Source organism: Oerskovia sp. NPDC056781, from assembly GCF_042789955.1.
Taxonomy (GTDB): Bacteria; Actinomycetota; Actinomycetes; order Actinomycetales; family Cellulomonadaceae; genus Oerskovia; species Oerskovia rustica.
Map to the genome: position 1 here is coordinate 1 of NZ_JBHUAD010000079.1, position 15,878 is coordinate 15,878.

Annotated in this window: 12 protein-coding genes and 1 tRNA gene; 2 read left to right on the forward strand and 11 right to left on the reverse strand. The window is 71.1% G+C overall.

Features of this window, described 5'->3' with window-relative positions; all coding sequences use genetic code 11:
- Positions 1 to 50 precede the first annotated feature (50 nt).
- The 8 genes from ACFRCR_RS09045 to ACFRCR_RS09080 all read right to left on the reverse strand — a co-directional run bounded on the left by ACFRCR_RS09045 (position 51) and on the right by ACFRCR_RS09080 (position 10,770).
- Entirely contained in the window at positions 51 to 2,663 is a 2,613-nt protein-coding gene (locus ACFRCR_RS09045; RefSeq protein WP_377676919.1) for an MMPL family transporter, read from the reverse strand.
- A gap of 40 nt (positions 2,664 to 2,703) precedes the next feature.
- Positions 2,704 to 3,399, reverse strand: coding sequence for a TetR/AcrR family transcriptional regulator (locus tag ACFRCR_RS09050; RefSeq protein ID WP_336706796.1), 696 nt, complete (start codon positions 3,397 to 3,399; stop codon positions 2,704 to 2,706).
- 69 nt (positions 3,400 to 3,468) lie between these two features.
- Complete coding sequence (locus ACFRCR_RS09055; protein ID WP_377676920.1) at positions 3,469 to 4,740, reverse strand: threonine/serine exporter ThrE family protein; 1,272 nt, start codon at positions 4,738 to 4,740, stop codon at positions 3,469 to 3,471.
- A 146-nt stretch (positions 4,741 to 4,886) separates the two neighbouring features.
- Positions 4,887 to 4,971 (reverse strand) — tRNA-Ser (locus ACFRCR_RS09060).
- Between the two features lie 171 nt (positions 4,972 to 5,142).
- A complete protein-coding gene (locus ACFRCR_RS09065; protein ID WP_084690016.1) occupies positions 5,143 to 5,688 on the reverse strand; it encodes an ATP/GTP-binding protein in 546 nt (181 codons plus the stop codon).
- A 382-nt stretch (positions 5,689 to 6,070) separates the two neighbouring features.
- Positions 6,071 to 6,487: a DUF742 domain-containing protein gene (locus ACFRCR_RS09070; protein WP_030151140.1), complete on the reverse strand. Its 417-nt coding sequence runs from the start codon at positions 6,485 to 6,487 to the stop codon at positions 6,071 to 6,073.
- 10 nt (positions 6,488 to 6,497) lie between these two features.
- Complete coding sequence (locus ACFRCR_RS09075) at positions 6,498 to 6,947, reverse strand: roadblock/LC7 domain-containing protein (RefSeq protein ID WP_030151141.1); 450 nt, start codon at positions 6,945 to 6,947, stop codon at positions 6,498 to 6,500.
- A gap of 40 nt (positions 6,948 to 6,987) precedes the next feature.
- Positions 6,988 to 10,770 carry an ATP-binding protein gene (locus tag ACFRCR_RS09080; RefSeq protein WP_377676922.1) on the reverse strand — a complete coding sequence of 1,261 codons (3,783 nt, stop codon included), beginning with the start codon at positions 10,768 to 10,770 and terminating at the stop codon, positions 6,988 to 6,990.
- A gap of 177 nt (positions 10,771 to 10,947) precedes the next feature.
- On the opposite strand from ACFRCR_RS09080, the gene ACFRCR_RS09085 reads away from it, so the two are divergent.
- Positions 10,948 to 11,970 (forward strand): NAD(P)H-quinone oxidoreductase, encoded by a 1,023-nt coding sequence (locus ACFRCR_RS09085; RefSeq protein WP_377676924.1) that lies wholly within the window; start codon positions 10,948 to 10,950, stop codon positions 11,968 to 11,970.
- 61 nt (positions 11,971 to 12,031) lie between these two features.
- Positions 12,032 to 12,691, forward strand: coding sequence for a bacterial proteasome activator family protein (locus ACFRCR_RS09090; protein WP_377676925.1), 660 nt, complete (start codon positions 12,032 to 12,034; stop codon positions 12,689 to 12,691).
- Between the two features lie 28 nt (positions 12,692 to 12,719).
- On the opposite strand, the gene ACFRCR_RS09095 is transcribed toward ACFRCR_RS09090, so the two are convergent.
- The 3 genes from ACFRCR_RS09095 to ACFRCR_RS09105 form a co-directional block, all read right to left on the reverse strand.
- Complete coding sequence (locus tag ACFRCR_RS09095) at positions 12,720 to 13,613, reverse strand: EamA family transporter (protein WP_371415799.1); 894 nt, start codon at positions 13,611 to 13,613, stop codon at positions 12,720 to 12,722.
- A gap of 204 nt (positions 13,614 to 13,817) precedes the next feature.
- Positions 13,818 to 14,756: a carbohydrate ABC transporter permease gene (locus ACFRCR_RS09100; RefSeq protein WP_377676927.1), complete on the reverse strand. Its 939-nt coding sequence runs from the start codon at positions 14,754 to 14,756 to the stop codon at positions 13,818 to 13,820.
- Positions 14,753 to 15,742, reverse strand: a complete 990-nt coding sequence (locus ACFRCR_RS09105) for a carbohydrate ABC transporter permease (RefSeq protein WP_377676928.1) — start codon at positions 15,740 to 15,742, stop codon at positions 14,753 to 14,755. The genes ACFRCR_RS09100 and ACFRCR_RS09105 overlap by 4 nt, the downstream gene beginning before the upstream one ends.
- Between the last annotated feature and the right edge of the window lie 136 nt (positions 15,743 to 15,878).

Below are 15,878 nucleotides of genomic sequence, written 5' to 3' on the forward strand. Positions count from 1 at the left end.
CCTCGTGGCGAGGAGAGCGGCTCCGGCCTGTCAGGACGGGCCTGCGGGCGTCAGCCCCGGACGCCCGCGGTGTCCTTGTCGAGGTCGTCCTCGGGAGCGGCCTCCGCGACGCCGGCGGTCACGTGCGGGTGACGCCGCTCGAGCGACGCACCCTCGACGTCGACGTCGGGCAGGATCTTGTCGAGCCAGCGCGGCAGCCACCACGCCTTGTCGCCCGCGAGGTGCATGAGCGCGGGCACGACCATCATGCGGATCACGAACGCGTCGACCAGGACGCCGAACGCGAGCGCGAAGCCGATCGGCCGGATCATCGCGCTGTGCGAGAAGATGAAGCCGCCGAACACCGCGATCATGATGATCGCCGCGGCCGTCACGACCGAGCGACCGGCCCGGACGCCCTGAACGACCGCGAGGCGCGCCGGCGCGCCGTGCGCGTACGCCTCGCGCATGCCCGACCCGAGGAAGAGCATGTAGTCCATCGCGAGCCCGAACAGGATGCCGACCAGGATGGTCGGCAGGAAGTTCAGGATCGGGCCGGGGCTCTCGACGCCGAACACGCCGCCCAGCCAGCCCCACTGGTAGATCGCGACGACCCCGCCGAGGGCGGCGAAGTACGACAGGATGAAGCCGAGCGTCGCGATGACCGGGACGAAGATCGACCGGAACACCAGGACCAGGATGATCAGCGACAGGCCGACCACGACCGCGAGGTAGACCGGCAGCGCGGACGCCAGCTTCTCCGAGATGTCGACGTTGCCGCTCGCCGAGCCCGCGACGCCGATCTCGTAGGTCCCGTCGATGGGCGACATGTCGCGCAGCGTGTGCACGAGCTCTTCGGTCGACTCGCTCGTGGGCCCCTCGGCGGGCACCACCTGGAACGCCGCGACCGTGCCGTCCTCGGACGTGCCGATGGGCGCGACGGCCACGACGTCGTCCTGGTCGAAGAGCGCCTGGGCGATCTCCACCTGGGCCGTCATGGACTCGGCCTCAGACCCCGCCTCGGCGGCGGGCAGGTCGGCGACGACGAGCAGCGTCCCGTTCTGGCCCTCGCCGAACTTCTCGGCGAGGGTCGAGTACGCCTGGTACTGCGTCGAGTCGTGCGGCTCGGTCGAGCCATCGGGCAGGTTGAGCCGCAGGTCGAGCGCGGGCAGCGCCACGAGCAGCAGGGCCGCGATGCCGACGACGACGCGCACCACGGCCCAGCCGGTCGACATGGGACGGATCTCGGCGGGCGCCGGGGTGGCTCCGTGAGCCTCCTGCGCGCCGTGGGTCGCAGCCCCCGAGCCACCTGTCACCGTGCCCGCAAGGCGCGCGCGCTCCTTCGCGCTGAGGATCCGCGTCCCCACGAGGCCGAGCAACGCAGGCGTGAGCGTCACGGCGATGAGGACCGCGATCGCGATGCAGGCCGCGCCGACCGTGCCCATGAGTCCCAGGAACGGGATGCCCGTGACGTTGAGGGCGAGCAGCGCCACGAGCACCGTGGTGCCCGCGAACACGACCGCGTTGCCGGACGTCCCGTTGGCCAGCGCGATCGACTCGTGCAGCTCGTCGCCCGCCTTGAGCTGTCGACGGTGCCGGTTGACGATGAAGAGCGAGTAGTCGATCCCGACCGCCAGCCCGAGCATGAGCCCGAGCACGGGCGTCACTGACGCCATCTCGACGACCCCGGACAGGGACAGCGCGCCGAGCGCACCGATGCCCACACCGATCAGGGCGGTCAGGATCGGCAGGCCGGCTCCGATGAGCGTGCCGAGCATGACGACGAGCACGACCGCGGCGACCAACAGACCGACGATCTCGCCGACGCCGATGATGCTCGGGGCGCCCATGGTCATGTCGGCCGAGAGGTGCACGTCGAGGTCCGCGGGGGCGGCGTCGAAGACCGAGACGAGCTCGTCCTTGGTCTCCTGCGGGATCTCCATCTGAGGGTCCGTGAAAGAGATCATGACGATCGCTGTCGTGCCGTCCTCGGAGACCATGCGGATCTCGGAGGCCATGTCGAGCAGCGTCGCCCCCTGCTCGAGCTGGGCGCTCTGCTCCTCGAGCTGGCTCGCGCCGTCGTCGACGGCGGTCTGCTGCGTCTCGAGCGCCGCGAGCCCCTGGTCGATCGTCGCCTGCTGCGCGTCGAGCTGCGGCTGGGCCTGCGCGAGCATGCCCGCGGCCTCCGCCTGGGCGCGGGCGGCGTCGAGCTGAGCCTGTCCGGCCTCGAGCTGAGCACGGCCCGCGTCGAGCTGGGCCTGGCCGGTCTCGAGCTGCGTGCGCCCGGCCTCGACCTGGGCGCGCCCGTCCTCCACCTGCTGCTGCTGCGTGGCACGGTCGGCCTCGGTCACGAAGGGATCCATGACCGCCGTGACACCGTCGACCTCCGAGGCGTCCGCGACCAGCCCGGCGATCTCGTCCTGCTGCGCGGCGGTGAGCTCCTCGCCGTCGGCCGACTGGACGACGACGGTCCCCGTCCCGCCCGACGCGTCGGGGAAGTCGCTCTGCAGGCGGTCGGTCACCTCGGCCGTGGGGGTACCCGGGATCGAGAAGGTCGTCGCGAGCGTGCCCGCGCCCAGCGCGAACGCCACGCCCGCCGCGACGAGGATCGCGAGCCACGCGACGACCACCGTCTTCGCGCGTCGCGCCGACCAGCGGCCGACGCGGTAGAGAAATTCAGCCATGAGAGTCCTTCGGTTGCGCGCGAGTACGCGGATGGGTGGGTCAGCGGGTGCGGCGTGACGAGGCGACCGGCTCGTGGCCGGTCCGGGTCGCGTCGAGGAGCCGTTCGAGCAGGTCGGTCCAGGCCTCGCGCGCAGCCGGGTCGTCGACCGCGCCCGTCACGTCGACCCAGCGGAGGTAGACCACGATCAGCCCGCTCATGAGCGAGCCGACGAGGAGCTCGACGTCGAACGGGTCGGCGTCGGGGTGGCTCGCGGCCAGGGCTGCCGTGAGGCGCATGCTCACGTCGGCGAAGACCTTGATGAGGGTGAAGGCGCGCCGGGGCGAGGGGCCACCCTCGTCGCCCAGGACGCGGGTCAGGTAGACCAAGGGAGTGACGAAGTCGGTCGAGCGCAGGGCGTCCGCGACCTCGTCGAAGAGCGTGACGTCGGCTCCGTCCCCGCCCGGCCGGTCCCTCGGGACCACCTGGTCCCGCCCGACCTGCTGGTCCGACGCGATGGCGTCGAGCCGGTCGAGCGCTGCTCCGACGACCTCGCTGCAGACCTCGGTCACGACGTCGTCGAGCGACGCGAAATGGTTGAAGACCGTGCGCCGGGAGACGTCGGCACGCTCCGCGAGCTCGTCGACCGAGAACCTCGTCCCGCCCGACTCCCCGATCAGGGCCGCGGCGGCGTCGACGATGGCCCGCCGGTGGCGGGCCTTGAGCGCAGCACGACGATCGACCGCAGGCAGGGACATGTCTCTACGCTAGGTGCATCGATGCACTCGGTGCAACAAGACTGGTCAGCGGCCGGACGGCCGCGCCGGCTACCGCTCGAACGTCCAGTTCTTGTCCGTCAGCATCCGGGCCACGGCGAGCCCGATCGCGAGCGCGACGATCACCAGCCCGGCCTCGACCGTCGACGCCAGGGCCTCGAGCGTGGCGCCGCTGTTGAACTCGTAGACGGCTCGGTACGCCGTCACGCCCGGCACCATGATGACGACGGCGGGCACCGACATCGTGATGCGCGGGACCTTCATGGCGGGGGCGATGTAGGCCGCCAGGACACCGACGATGAGCGCGGTCGCAGCCGCCGCGGCCTGTGACGCGAAGCCCGCGTCGATGAGCCCAAGTCGCGCGACGTTCGCGACCATGCCGATCGACGCCGCACCCACGGCCATCCTCCACGGGCTGTTGAACATCAGCGCGAAGCCGAGCACTCCCGCAAAGCTCGCGATCGCACGCAGCGCCACGAACAGCGTCTCGTCCAAGGCAGGCGGCGGGAGGCGGTCGGGCTGCAGCCCGGCGATCGCGGAGACCGCCCAGACCGCGAGAGCCGCGGACGCCAGGATCATCAGTGCGTACGTCATGCGGGCGATGCCCGCCGAGAAGTCGAGCTTGGCGAGGTCGAGCGCAGCGGTCACCAGGGCGAACCCCGGGACCAGGAAGAGGACCGCCGACACGTAGCCCGCCTCGTGCCCCCCCGCGACGCCCATCAGGCTCTCGAAGACGAGCACGATCAGCAGGTAGGCCGTCGCGGCGACGGTCGCCGCGAGCATCGTGGTGCCGAACTGGTTGATGCCCCTGTGCAGCATGGCCCGGCGCACCATCTGCCCGAAGAACGCCCCGACGAACACCGCGCCGCACTCGATGACGCCGCCGTTGTTGAGGAACGCGAACGCCGCACAGGCGATCGCGGCCCACAGCGCGTTGAGGAACGCGCCGTAGAGCAGCGGCTTGGCGGCGATCCGTTCGAGCTCGGCATCGACCTCCGCGGCCGTGACCTCCTCCGGCAGGTCGCCGACGTAGGCCTCGAGCTCGGACAGGCGGTCGGAGTTGATGCCGACGGCCCGGACCTCCGCGACCTCGGTGCGGAAGTTGCGGTCCCGGTACGACGTCGCGGTGATCTCGGTGAGCGTCACGTGCGCCGCGGTGCGGTCGAGCCCCAGAGCACGGCCCACGCGCGTCATGTGGGACTTCACGCGGTAGCTGCCGGTCCCTGCCGAGAGCGCGAGGTGACCGACCCTCAGGACGGTACCCGACTGCCGCACCAGCTCGCTCGGCCCCAGGCCCGGTTCGTCGGTCGCGTCTGCTGTCACCCCGACATGATCGCCCGTCCGGCGCGCGCGTGCACCCAAGGCCCGGTGCGGTGAGACGGTCCGGTCCACGCTCCCCGACGGACGGTCAGAATCCTGCACGAATGCCGAGAGGCCCCGGACCGCGCGGTCCAGGGCCTCTCGAAGGGCGGAGGGCGAGGGATTCGAACCCCCGGTTGCTTGCGCAACAACGGTTTTCAAGACCGTCACATTAGGCCGCTCTGTCAGCCCTCCAGGTTGCTCCGACGCACATTCTGGCACGTCCGAGCGGTCGGATGCCCCGGTCTCCCGGTCGGGCACCAGGATCTCCCCACGACGACGGCGGGTCACCCTGAAGAGGTGGCCCGCCGTCGTGCGGTGAGTCGTCGTGCGAGACGCCCCACGGGGCGGTCGCCGAGGATCGGTTCAGGCAGCGCCCGAGCGAAGCTGGCGCATCGCGAGCTGTACGAGCGAGATCAGCGTCTGCTTGGTCGCCGCGCGTGAACGGGCGTCCGTGTACAGCATCGGGACGTGAGCAGGGATCTGCAGGGCCTCGCGCACGTCCTCGAGCTTGTGCTTGGCCACGCCGTCGAAGCAGTTGACGCCCACCACGAACGGGATGCCACGCGATTCGAAGTAGTCGATCGCCGGGAAGCACTGCTCCAGACGGTCGGTGTCGACGAGCACGACGGCACCGATCGCACCACGCACCAGGTCGTCCCACATGAACAGGAAGCGGTCCTGCCCGGGGGTGCCGAACAGGTAGAGCCAGAGCGATCCCGGCAGCTCGATACGACCGAAGTCCATCGCGACCGTGGTTGTCATCTTGCGGTCGCTCACGCCACCCGCGTCGTCGACGCCCACCGAGTGCTCCGTCATCGCGGCCTCGGTGTTAAGCGGCTCGATGTCCGAGATGGAGCCGATGAAGGTCGTCTTGCCGACCGCGAACCCGCCCGCGACGACGATCTTCACGACCGTCGGTGCGGTGCGCGCGGCCTGCGGGGCGGGGGTGGCCGCCGGGGCGACAGGCTGCGGTGCCGTCGGAGCCGGGTTCGCCTGCGCCTGGGCCGGAGGCGTCTGGTGGACCGTCGGCGCCTGCTGCGTGGCGACCGGCGCCTGTCCCTGCGGGGCAGCAACGGGCGCGCTGGCGGGCTGGCCGCCCAGGACGCTCTGGCGCACCGGCGCTGCCGACGGCGACCCCGTGGACGGGGCCGTGGACGCAGGCACGGTGGCGGCGGCCGCCGGCGCTGCGACCGGGGCCCACGACGGACCCGGTGCACCGGCGGGTGCCGACGCTCCGGGGGCGCCCGTGATCAGGGTGCCACCAGCAGCCTGCGGCTGGCCGGCAGCACCGTCAGAGGGTGGAAATGCCATTGAGAACACTCTCCAAGATGCTCAGGGACAGTCCCGAGTTGCTGCTGCCGTGGCCGGTGTGAACGTTGAGCGGGGTCGACGTGTGCACCGTGAGGTAGTTCTCCTCGGCGAGGTCGGCGACCAGGATGCGGGTGACGCCCAGGGGCATCCGCAGGAGCGCCGAGAGCTCGGCGATCGACACGTAGTTGTGCGCGGCGTGCTGGAGGATCGCACGCTTCTCAGGAGGCAGGCCGTAGCTGTTCACAGCACCCGGCATCACCTCGACCAGCGCCTCGAGCGGGAGGTCCGAGGTCGCCGAGCGGACACGTCCACCGGTCACCGCGTACGGACGCACCGTCGCGGCCTCGTACGAGTCCGAGCTGTGCGCTCCCAAGCTGCCAAAAGGTGCGTTCGTCATCGACCTGTCCTCATCCCACCGGGGCTCGTGTTGCTCCGTCAACGGGCAGGCTACCGCGCATCTCCGAGATGAGCTGAGGCGTCAACGTCGCCTCGGTGCGGGAGACGAGGAGCGCCATCTCGTAGCCGATCAGCCCGATGTCGCACGTCGACTCGGCGACGACGCCGAGGACCGACCCGTTCGAGACGTTCATGAGGAAGAGGAAACCGTTGTCCATCTCGACGATCGACTGGCGGACGTTGCCCCCGTTGAGCTGGCGGGCCGCACCGCGGGTCAGGCTCGACATGCCGGACACGATCGCCGCGAGCTGGTCGCCGCTCGTGCGGTCGAGCTGGTCCGACATCGCCATGAGCAGGCCGTCGGCCGACACCACCAGCGTGTGCCGGCTTCCCGGGACGGTCCGCACGAAGTTGTCGAGCAACCACCCGAAATTGGTTGCTTCGGTGCTGAGCGCGTTCACACTTCCTCCTTGTCAGTTGCCACAGATCGCGAGCTGTACGTCACCGCGACTGCGGCGCTGAGTCGGGGACATCATTGCCGTGCGAGGCAGGTTGCGTCGAACCTGTCTCGTCGTCGGCCTCGACCCGTCCCCGTGCGGTCGCCGACTGGAAGGCTGCGAGGCGTGCCCGCAGCTGCTCCGGATCACGATCGATCTTCGCCGTGAACCGGTCGACGTACTCCTCGCGGTTCACGGTCCGAGCCCGACGAGTCAGGCCCGAGCTCGTCACGTCCGAACGCTCCTGGGGGCTGTACGTCCCCGCGGAGTCGGCGTACGCCTTGCCCTGGACCTCCGGACCGTTGCGCAGCAGCGTCGACATCTCCTCGTAGAGGACCGCCGAGGCAATCCAGTCCGAGCGAGCCTCGACCGAGTCCGACACGTAGCCCGGGTCCAGCGGCTCGATCGGCTCGGGCGCAGGGCGACGCACGAGCGGCGTCGAACCGGCCGGCGCTCCCACGGACTCGTGGCCCGTGGTCGCAGCCGCTGCCGGCGCCTGCGGCGGGGCGAACGCGGTCGGCGCAGCGGGGTGCTGGTACGCGACCGGCTGCTGGACCGGAGCCGCCTGCTGGACCGGAGCGGCCTGCTCGACCGGCGCCGGCTGCTGGAAGGCCATCGGCTGCTGCGTGTGCGGTGCGGAACCTGCCGGCTGCGACGCGAGCGCTGCGGCCGACGGCGTCACGACGGGCATCGCACCCGTGCGGGGTCGCCGGTTGAAGATGCCGCGCTTGCGCGCCTGGCTCTCTCGCAACGACCTGCGCGTCGGCAGGTCGGCCATGAGGTCCTCGAACCTGGGGAGCGCCTCGAACGAGAGCTCCTCCGGGATCTCCTCCCGAGCCTCCGGCTCGTGCGGGGCCTGCGCTGCGGGGGCCTGCTGATGGACCGGCTGGACCGGCTGCTGCTCCTGGGCCGGCTGCGGCGCGTAGGCCTGCGGCTCGCGGTACTGCTGCACGGGCTGCTGCTGGACCGGGGCCTGGTACGTGCTGGCCGGGACCGCGGGACCGTCGTGGACCGGGGCCAGCGGAGCCTGCGCCGTGCGCTGCGGGAGGTCGGGCGCTGGTGCTGCGGGGGCCGACGCGGGGGCCGCAGAAGCGTCGACGACCGGCGCCTCGCTCACGACCGGCGGCGTGCGCTGCGGGAGCTCGGGCTGGTGGGCCTCGACGGACGTCTGCTCGCTCACGAGCTGCGTCGCGGCCTCGGGCACCTCGACGCTCTGGACGGGGGCCTCGGTCGGTGCGAGCGGCTCGATCGCGAACTGCGGGGCCCACGTGCCGTCGTCGGGCACGAAGTCCGGGACGGAGATGTCGGTCGCCGACACGTCCGGTGCGGCGTCGAGCTCGACGGCCTGCTGCTCCGACGTGGACGTGTCCGCCGCGCCGAGGGCGCGGAAGCTCGAGAACATCGCCGAGCGGGTGCTCACGTCGAGCACGGGGATCTCGGCCGACTGAGGCTGCACGGGCGGCATGACGCCGGTGGTCTCCGCGGGGCTCGCGGCGCGTGCCCGGCTCGGGAGCGAGCTGCCCGACGAGGCCACGCCCTCGGGCGGGGACCAGGCCTCGGGAGCGGCCGGCAGGTCCAGCGGGAGCGACGGCGTCGCGAGCGGCGGCAGGACGATCGAGCCGGTCTGCGGACCGGGGACGAACGAGGCGCTCGGCGCGGACCCGGCGGGGTCCATGCCGCGCGAACGCCGACGGGGCATGCCGGTCGAGGTCGCGCCGTCGGTCAGGGCCGCGAGGTCGACCGGGATCGCGACGGGCGCGTCGTTGTCGATCTGCGGTGTCGTGGTCGTGGCCGGGCCCGAGTAGACGGGGGCCGACGGCTGCGCGGGAGGCGCGGAGAGCTGGTTCGCAGCGACCTGGGTGCGGTTGTCCAGCGGGTCGGTCGGCATCGGCAGCGGGACGTTCGAGTCCGGCACGAACAGGACGTTGGGGAAGCTGACCGTGACGAGGGTGCCCGCGCCCTCGGGCGCGCGCTCGAACGTGACGCTCGCGCCGAGACGGTCGGAGATGCGCCCGACCACGTACAGGCCCAGTCGCTGCGAACCCACGACGTCCGAGGCGGCGTGCGCGTTGACCTTGCGGTTCGCCTCGACGATCTCCTCGGGCGTCATGCCCAGACCGTGGTCGCGGATGATGATCTTGACGAACCGCTCGTCGCGCGCGGTGCTGACCTCTACGGGCGTGTGCGGCTCGGAGAACATCGTCGCGTTCTCGAGGAGCTCGGCGATGAGGTGTGCCGCGTTGAGCGCGTTGTGCCCCAGCATCAGCGGGTCGACGACGAGGTTCAGCCGGACGCGGTCGTACAGCTCGATCTCGGACGAGGCCGTACGGATGACGTCGGAGGCCGGCATGGGCTGCCGGACCCGACGGCCCGAGTCGATGCCTGCGAGCACGAGGAGGGACTCGGCGTTGCGGCGCATCCGGGTCGCGAGGTGGTCCAGGCGGAAGAGGTTGGACAGCGTGTTCGCGTCTTCCTCGGATCGCTCGAGGTCGTCGAGGAACGCCAGCTGACGGTTGAGCAGCACCTGGTCGCGTCGAGCCACGTTGACGAACATCTCGGCGATCGAGCCACGCAGGGCCGCCTGCTCGCGGGCGACCTGGATCGTCGTGGAGTTCACGTCGTTGAACGCGTTCGCGAGCTGACCGACCTCGTCGCTCGACTCGACCGTGATGGGCTGGATGTTGATGCCCGGGCCCTGGCCCGGCACCGAGACCTGCTCGACCATGCGCGGCAGCTGGTCCCGGACGTCCTGGGCCGCGCTCGTGAGGCGTCGCAGCGGGTTCACGATCTGACGGGCGATGGCACCGGCCACGAGGATGCTGGCACCGAACGCGACGAGGGTCACGAGGATCGTCAGGACGGCTCGCGTCACGGCCGCGGCGGCGATGTCCGACGCCGTCTCTCCGGCGTCCTTGCGGACCTCGTCACGGACCGGGGTGATGTCCGCGAGGTCGTTGGCGGAGGCCGTGGCCCAGTCCTCCTTGTTCGTCACACCGACCGCGGCGTTGGCAGCGAGCGAGTTGCGCAGGTTGACGTAGGAGCCGAGCGGGGACGGGATCGCGAGCCCGGTGCGCAGCTCGCGCACCTCCTTGCGGGCGGCCGCGGCCTTGGTCTCTCCCTCGCTGACGAGTCGGGCGGCGCGCTGGGCGTCCTCGCGGACCCCCTGCGTGACCTCGCCGCCGTTCGCCTGGTCCTGCGCGATGTCCTGGAAGAGGAACGAGACGACGGGGAGCTCGAGCGCGACCTGGCTCATGAGCACGTTGGACGCGACGTACGCGTCGAGCACCTGCGCCAGGCCCCGGTCCTGCGCCGTGTCGGCCAGCACACGGGGGACGTCGAGGGCGTCGTCGATCAGGGTGTTGTACGACGACGTGAAGCCGAGCTCCTGGATCGTCTGGTTGTCGATCTTCTTGCGGAGCGCGTCCAGCTCGGCGCGGTCCTTGACCGTCGCGTCGACGGCTCGGGACACGCGGGGGTCCAGCATGGACATCGTGACGTCGCCATACATGCGGTCACGTCGGTCGAGCGCCTTGTCGGTCTCGGCGCGGGCGGCCTCGACCAGCGCGTCGGCGTTCTCGACGCCACGCACCCGCTGGAGCTCTGCGGCGCGCTCGGCGGCGACGGCCTTCCCGGCGACGTCCTGGGAGGCGAAGGCCTCCACCAGGGCGACGGTCTGGTTGGCCACGCGCGCCTCGTTGATCGCCTGAACCGAGAAGACCGTTGCGGCCAGGAACAGGACGAAGACAGGCAGCGCGAGTGCCGCAAGGATCTTCCCGCGAACGCTCAACCTGCGGAGCATACGAACCTCTCTCCATACCCTGTGACCAGCGGATCGTCGTGAGGTCCGGTCGGCTGCGACCATCCCCCACTCGCCAGACGTGCGTACTAACTATCGGTGCACTTGCCCCAGGGACCTAATCCGGTCATCCAGGGCAAGCCGGAGGCTTCGTGGAGGATTCCGACGATGCCCGACACCCGGCCTCGTCGACGAGGCCGTAGTGTCTTTCGCGTGCGAGCCGTCACGATAGCCGCCCCGGGTGGCCCAGGGGAACTCACCGTGTCCGACCTCCCTGACCCCGTCCCGGGTCCGGACGAGGTGCTGATCGACGTCGTCTCGAGTGGCGTGAACCCTGCTGACCTGCTACAACGCGCCGGAAAGTACCCCCCGCCAGCGGGTGCGCCGGTATGGCCGGGTCTCGAGGTTTCTGGGGTGATTTCGTCCGTGGGGTCGCGTCTCACAGGGTGGGACGTCGGCGACGAGGTCGTCGCCCTCCTGGACGGGGGCGGGTACGCGGAGAAGGTCTGCGTCCGCGCGTCCCAGGTGCTCCCCCTGCCGAGCGGCGTCTCGCTCGTCGACGGCGCGGCCCTCCCCGAGGCCGTGTGCACCGCGTGGAGCAACCTGGTCGACGTGGGCCACCTCGCCCGCGGCGACGTCCTGCTCGTGCACGGCGGGTCGGGTGGCGTCGGCTCGGTCGCGACGCAGATCGGCGCAGCGCTCGGCGCGCGCGTCGTCACGACTGCGGGCGGACCGGAGCGCGTGGCCCGCTGCCTCACGCTGGGAGCCGACGTCGCCGTCGACCACCGCACGCAGGACTTCGTCGCAGCGGTGCGCGACGCCTCGGACGGCACGGGCGCGGACGTGGTGCTCGACGTCGTCGGGGCGGCGTACCTGGACGACAACCTCCGGGCGCTCGCCACGGGCGGGCGGCTGGTGGTGATCGGGATGCAGAAGGGGCGCCGCGGCGAGCTCGACCTGGGCGTCCTGCTCGCCAAGCGCGCGACCGTCGCGGGGACCACGCTGCGCGCCCGGCCCGCGCAGGAGAAGGCCCGGCTCGTCCGGGACGTCCTGACGCACGTGTGGCCCTTGGTCGAGAGCGGGCGGGTGCGGCCCGTGGTCCACGCGCGGCTGCCGCTCGACCGGGCGGCGGACGCCCACCGCCTCATGGAGTCGGGCGAGGTGTTCGGCAAGGTCCTCCTCGTGCCGTGAGCCTCGCGCCGTGAACGGCCCGGCCGTCGCGCTCGGCGACCGTTCGGGACAGACTGGGTCCATGAGCGACGACGCACGAGGCGACCTGTCCCCCGAACCGTCCGAGGAACCCGCGCCCCCGGAGCGCGGGCGGGAGCAGGGCGCGGACCCGGACGACGGGGCGAGGCACGGATACACGGTCATCGCCCCCGACGGGAGCGAGGTCCCCCCCGGGGACGACGGGCGCCAGGACTCGGCGGGCGTGGAACGTGACCCGGGCGCGGCCGTCGAGGAGCCCGCGAAGGTCATGCGCATCGGCGGCATGATCAAACGGCTGCTCGAGGAGGTACGTGACTCACCGCTCGACGAGGCGGCCCGCAGCAGGCTCGCCGAGATCCACGAGCGGTCGCTCAAGGAGCTCGAGGAGGGCCTCTCGCCCGAGCTCGTCGCGGAGCTGCACCGCATCTCGCTGCCCTTCACCGACGACGCCGTGCCGTCCGACGCCGAGCTGCGCGTCGCGCAGGCGCAGCTCGTGGGGTGGCTCGAGGGGCTGTTCCACGGCATCCAGACGGCCCTGGTGGCGCAGCAGATGGCCGCGCAGGCGCAGCTCTCGCAGATCCGCCGCGCCCTGCCCCCGGGGACGATCCCGGTCCCCGGCATGCCCGGGCAGCCCGGGCAGCCCGGGCACCCCGCGCAGCGCGAGGGGGACGACTCCCGCCCGTCACCCGGCCAGTACCTCTGAGGACCGTCCCGCCGCACCGCCACGAGGGCTACGCGGGCGGCGGGTCGGTCCGCTGGGCGGTCATCGCGATCGCGCCGGAGACGAGCAGCAGGCCGACGAGCTCGAGCCACGAGGGGAACTGCTGCAGCACGACGGCGCCGATCACCACCGCGGTCGCCGGCAGCATCGCGAGGAGCACCGAGAACGTCGCCGCGCTGACGCGCCGCAGGATGAGCTGTTCGAGCACGTAGGGCACGACGGACGAGCAGACCGCGATCCCGACGACCGCGAGCAGCAGCTGCCAGTCCTCGAGCACGGCTCCCGACGACGGCGCGAGGAACGGCGCGAACACGAGCGCCCCCGCGGTCATCGCCACGGACAGCGACGTGACCCCGGACCCGGCCAGTGCGACGCGACGCCCCAGCAGGATGTACGCAGCCCAGCAGGCGGCCGCGATGCCGATCGCGACGAGCCCGATCACGACGTCCTCACGCGGGATGTCCGACGTCAGGGTCACGCCCGCGAGGAGCACGACGCCGACGGCCGCGACGGCGATGCCGCCGCGCTCGCGCCAGCCACGCCCGGTGATCGCCGCGACGGCCACGGGCCCGATGAACTCGATCGCGACCGCAGAACCGAGGGGCAGGTGGTCGATCGCGACGTAGAACGTCACGTTCATCGCGGCGAGCGCCACCCCGAACACCGCGGCCCACGCGAGCGTCCGCCAGGTCCAGCGCTGCCGCCAGGGGCGTCGCCAGGCGAGCAGCAGCACGGCGGCCACGACGATGCGCAGCCAGGCGACCTCGGGCGCCCCGACGACGGCGAACAGCCCGACCGCGATCGCGGCGCCGAGGTACTGGGTCAGCCCCGAGACGACGAAGAGGGCGGGCGGCGGGATGCGGCCCGCCACGGAACCGAGGGCACGACCGGGACGCGACGACACCAGAAGACCCTACGTCGCCGCCAGGAGTCCCCACGCGCGCACCATCACCCCCGTGAGCCCACCCGGCACCAGGGCGCGACGTCTCAGCAGGGGTGGTGCCGGGTGCGTGCGCGGTCGTGGTCGGGCTTGGCGGGGCTCCGAGGGACGAGGAGCCCTGGAAGACCGCGCGCACACCCCGCCCCACCCCGCCGGAACCACGAGGCGTCACCCCTTGACGGAACCCGCCAGGAGGCCACGGACGAAGTACCGCTGCAGCGCCAGGAACACGATGAGCGGCACGATCATCGACACGAACGCGCCTGCGGTGAGCAGGTGCCAGGCGTTGCCGCGGGTGCCGGCGAGGTCGGCAACCGCGACCGTGAGCGGGCGCGAGTCCTGGTTGGCGAACGTGAGGCCGACGAGGAGGTCGTTCCACACCCACAGGAACTGGAAGATCGCGAACGACGCGATCGCGGGCACGAGCAGCGGCATGAGGACCTGGAAGAAGATCTTGACGTGCCCTGCGCCGTCCATGCGCGCGGCCTCGATGAGGGACGCCGGGATCTCCTTCATGAAGTTGTGCAGGAGGAAGATCGCGAGGGGCAGCGCGAAGATCGAGTGGGACAGCCACACGGTCCAGAACGAGCCGTTGATGTCGGCGTCGACGTAGGCCGCGAGGAGCGGGATGAGCGTGATCTGGATGGGCACGATCTGCAGCGCGAACACCGCGACGAACAGCAGGTTGCGTCCCTTGAAGTCGATCCACGCGAACGCGTAGGCGGCCAGCAGCGCGATCGAGATGGGGATGACGACCGCGGGCAGGGTGATGACGATCGAGTTGACGAAGAACGACGCGAGGTCCGCCGACCCGAACAGGACCTCGTCGTAGTTGTCGAGCGTGAACTGCGGGTCGCTGAGCGTCGTCCACCAGCCGGACCGACGGATGTCGAGGGCGGGCCGGAAGGACGTGACGAGCAGGCCGACCGACGGGATCGTCCACAGGATCGCGATGACGATCGCGAGGCCCGACGCCCACGGGGAGCTGAGCCTGCCCTTGACGGCGATCGCTCGTCGTTCGGCGCGCGAGAGCTTGCCGACGCGCTGGATGTCCTTCGACGCCTCCGCGTCGACGGATGCAGGCAGCGTGGGCGGGACGGCGGTCATCGGACCTCCTCGGAGAGGCGGAGCTGGCGGACGTTGTAGACCACGATCGGGATGACGAGGACGAACAGGATGACCGCGAGCGCGGCTCCCAGCCCTTCGTTGGACTGGCGGAAGCTCTGCGTGTAGAACTCGTTCGCTACGACCGACGTCCCGAACTGGCCGCCCGTCATGGTCCGGACGATGTCGAAGACCTTGAGGGTGCCCATGGCGATGGTCGTGACGACGACGACGAGCGCGGGTCGGATGCTGGGCACGGTGATGTAGCGGAACATCCCGATGCCGTGGAGCCCGTCGAGACGCGCGGCCTCGACGATGTCGTCGGGGATGGCCTTGATCGCGGCCGACAGGATCGTCATCGCGAACCCGGTCTGGATCCAGACCATGACCGCGATGAGGAACAGCGTGTTGGTCGGCTGGTTGATGAGGAACTGCTGGGGGGGCAGGCCGAGCCACACGAGGAGCTGGTTGAGCAGGCCGGTCTGCTGGATGTTCGCCTGGTCGGGGCGGTACTCGTAGACGAACTTCCAGATGATCGAGGCGCCCACCATGGAGATCGCCATGGGCAGGAAGATCAGGCCCTTGGCGATCTTCTCGAACCGCGTGCGGTCGACGAGCACGGCGTACACGAGGCCGATGAACGTCGAGACGATCGGCACGAGGATGACCCAGACCGCGGTGTTGCGCAGCACGATCTGGAACTGGTCGGTCGTGAACGCCGTGACGTAGTTGTCGAGGCCGACCCACTCGGCCCCGGTCCTGTTCTTGAACGACGAGAGGATGGTCAGGATCCCGGGATAGACGAGGCCGAAGATCACGAGGAGGACGGCCGGCCCGAGGAAGCAGAGGACCACGACCCACCGTGGGACACGTTTGGGCTTGTCGACGGCGAAGAGCAGACCTCCCATCACGACGACGAAGAGGAGCATCGCGATGACCATCAGGCCGAGCTTCTCGGCGGTGGTCTCCGGTGAGGTGAAGAAGTCCATGGGGGCCTCCGGTCTGCCCGACGGCGTCGGCGGGCTGGGGCGGTTCGGTCACCCGCGGTCGTGGTCCGGCGGGCGGGGTGGTGCTCTGATGCTCGGTCGCCTGCGGGGACGTGCTGAGCCGGGGCCCGTCGCGTGG

What these genes read in the sequence shown, in the direction of transcription:
- ACFRCR_RS09045 (WP_377676919.1), bottom strand. Translation starts at nt 2,663, where the DNA reads ATGGCTGAATTTCTCTACCGCGTCGGCCGCTGGTCGGCGCGACGCGCG.
- ACFRCR_RS09050 (WP_336706796.1), bottom strand. Translation starts at nt 3,399, where the DNA reads ATGTCCCTGCCTGCGGTCGATCGTCGTGCTGCGCTCAAGGCCCGCCAC.
- ACFRCR_RS09070 (WP_030151140.1), bottom strand. Translation starts at nt 6,487, where the DNA reads ATGACGAACGCACCTTTTGGCAGCTTGGGAGCGCACAGCTCGGACTCG.
- ACFRCR_RS09085 (WP_377676924.1), top strand. Translation starts at nt 10,948, where the DNA reads ATGCCCGACACCCGGCCTCGTCGACGAGGCCGTAGTGTCTTTCGCGTG.
- ACFRCR_RS09090 (WP_377676925.1), top strand. Translation starts at nt 12,032, where the DNA reads ATGAGCGACGACGCACGAGGCGACCTGTCCCCCGAACCGTCCGAGGAA.
- ACFRCR_RS09100 (WP_377676927.1), bottom strand. Translation starts at nt 14,756, where the DNA reads ATGACCGCCGTCCCGCCCACGCTGCCTGCATCCGTCGACGCGGAGGCG.
- ACFRCR_RS09105 (WP_377676928.1), bottom strand. Translation starts at nt 15,742, where the DNA reads ATGGACTTCTTCACCTCACCGGAGACCACCGCCGAGAAGCTCGGCCTG.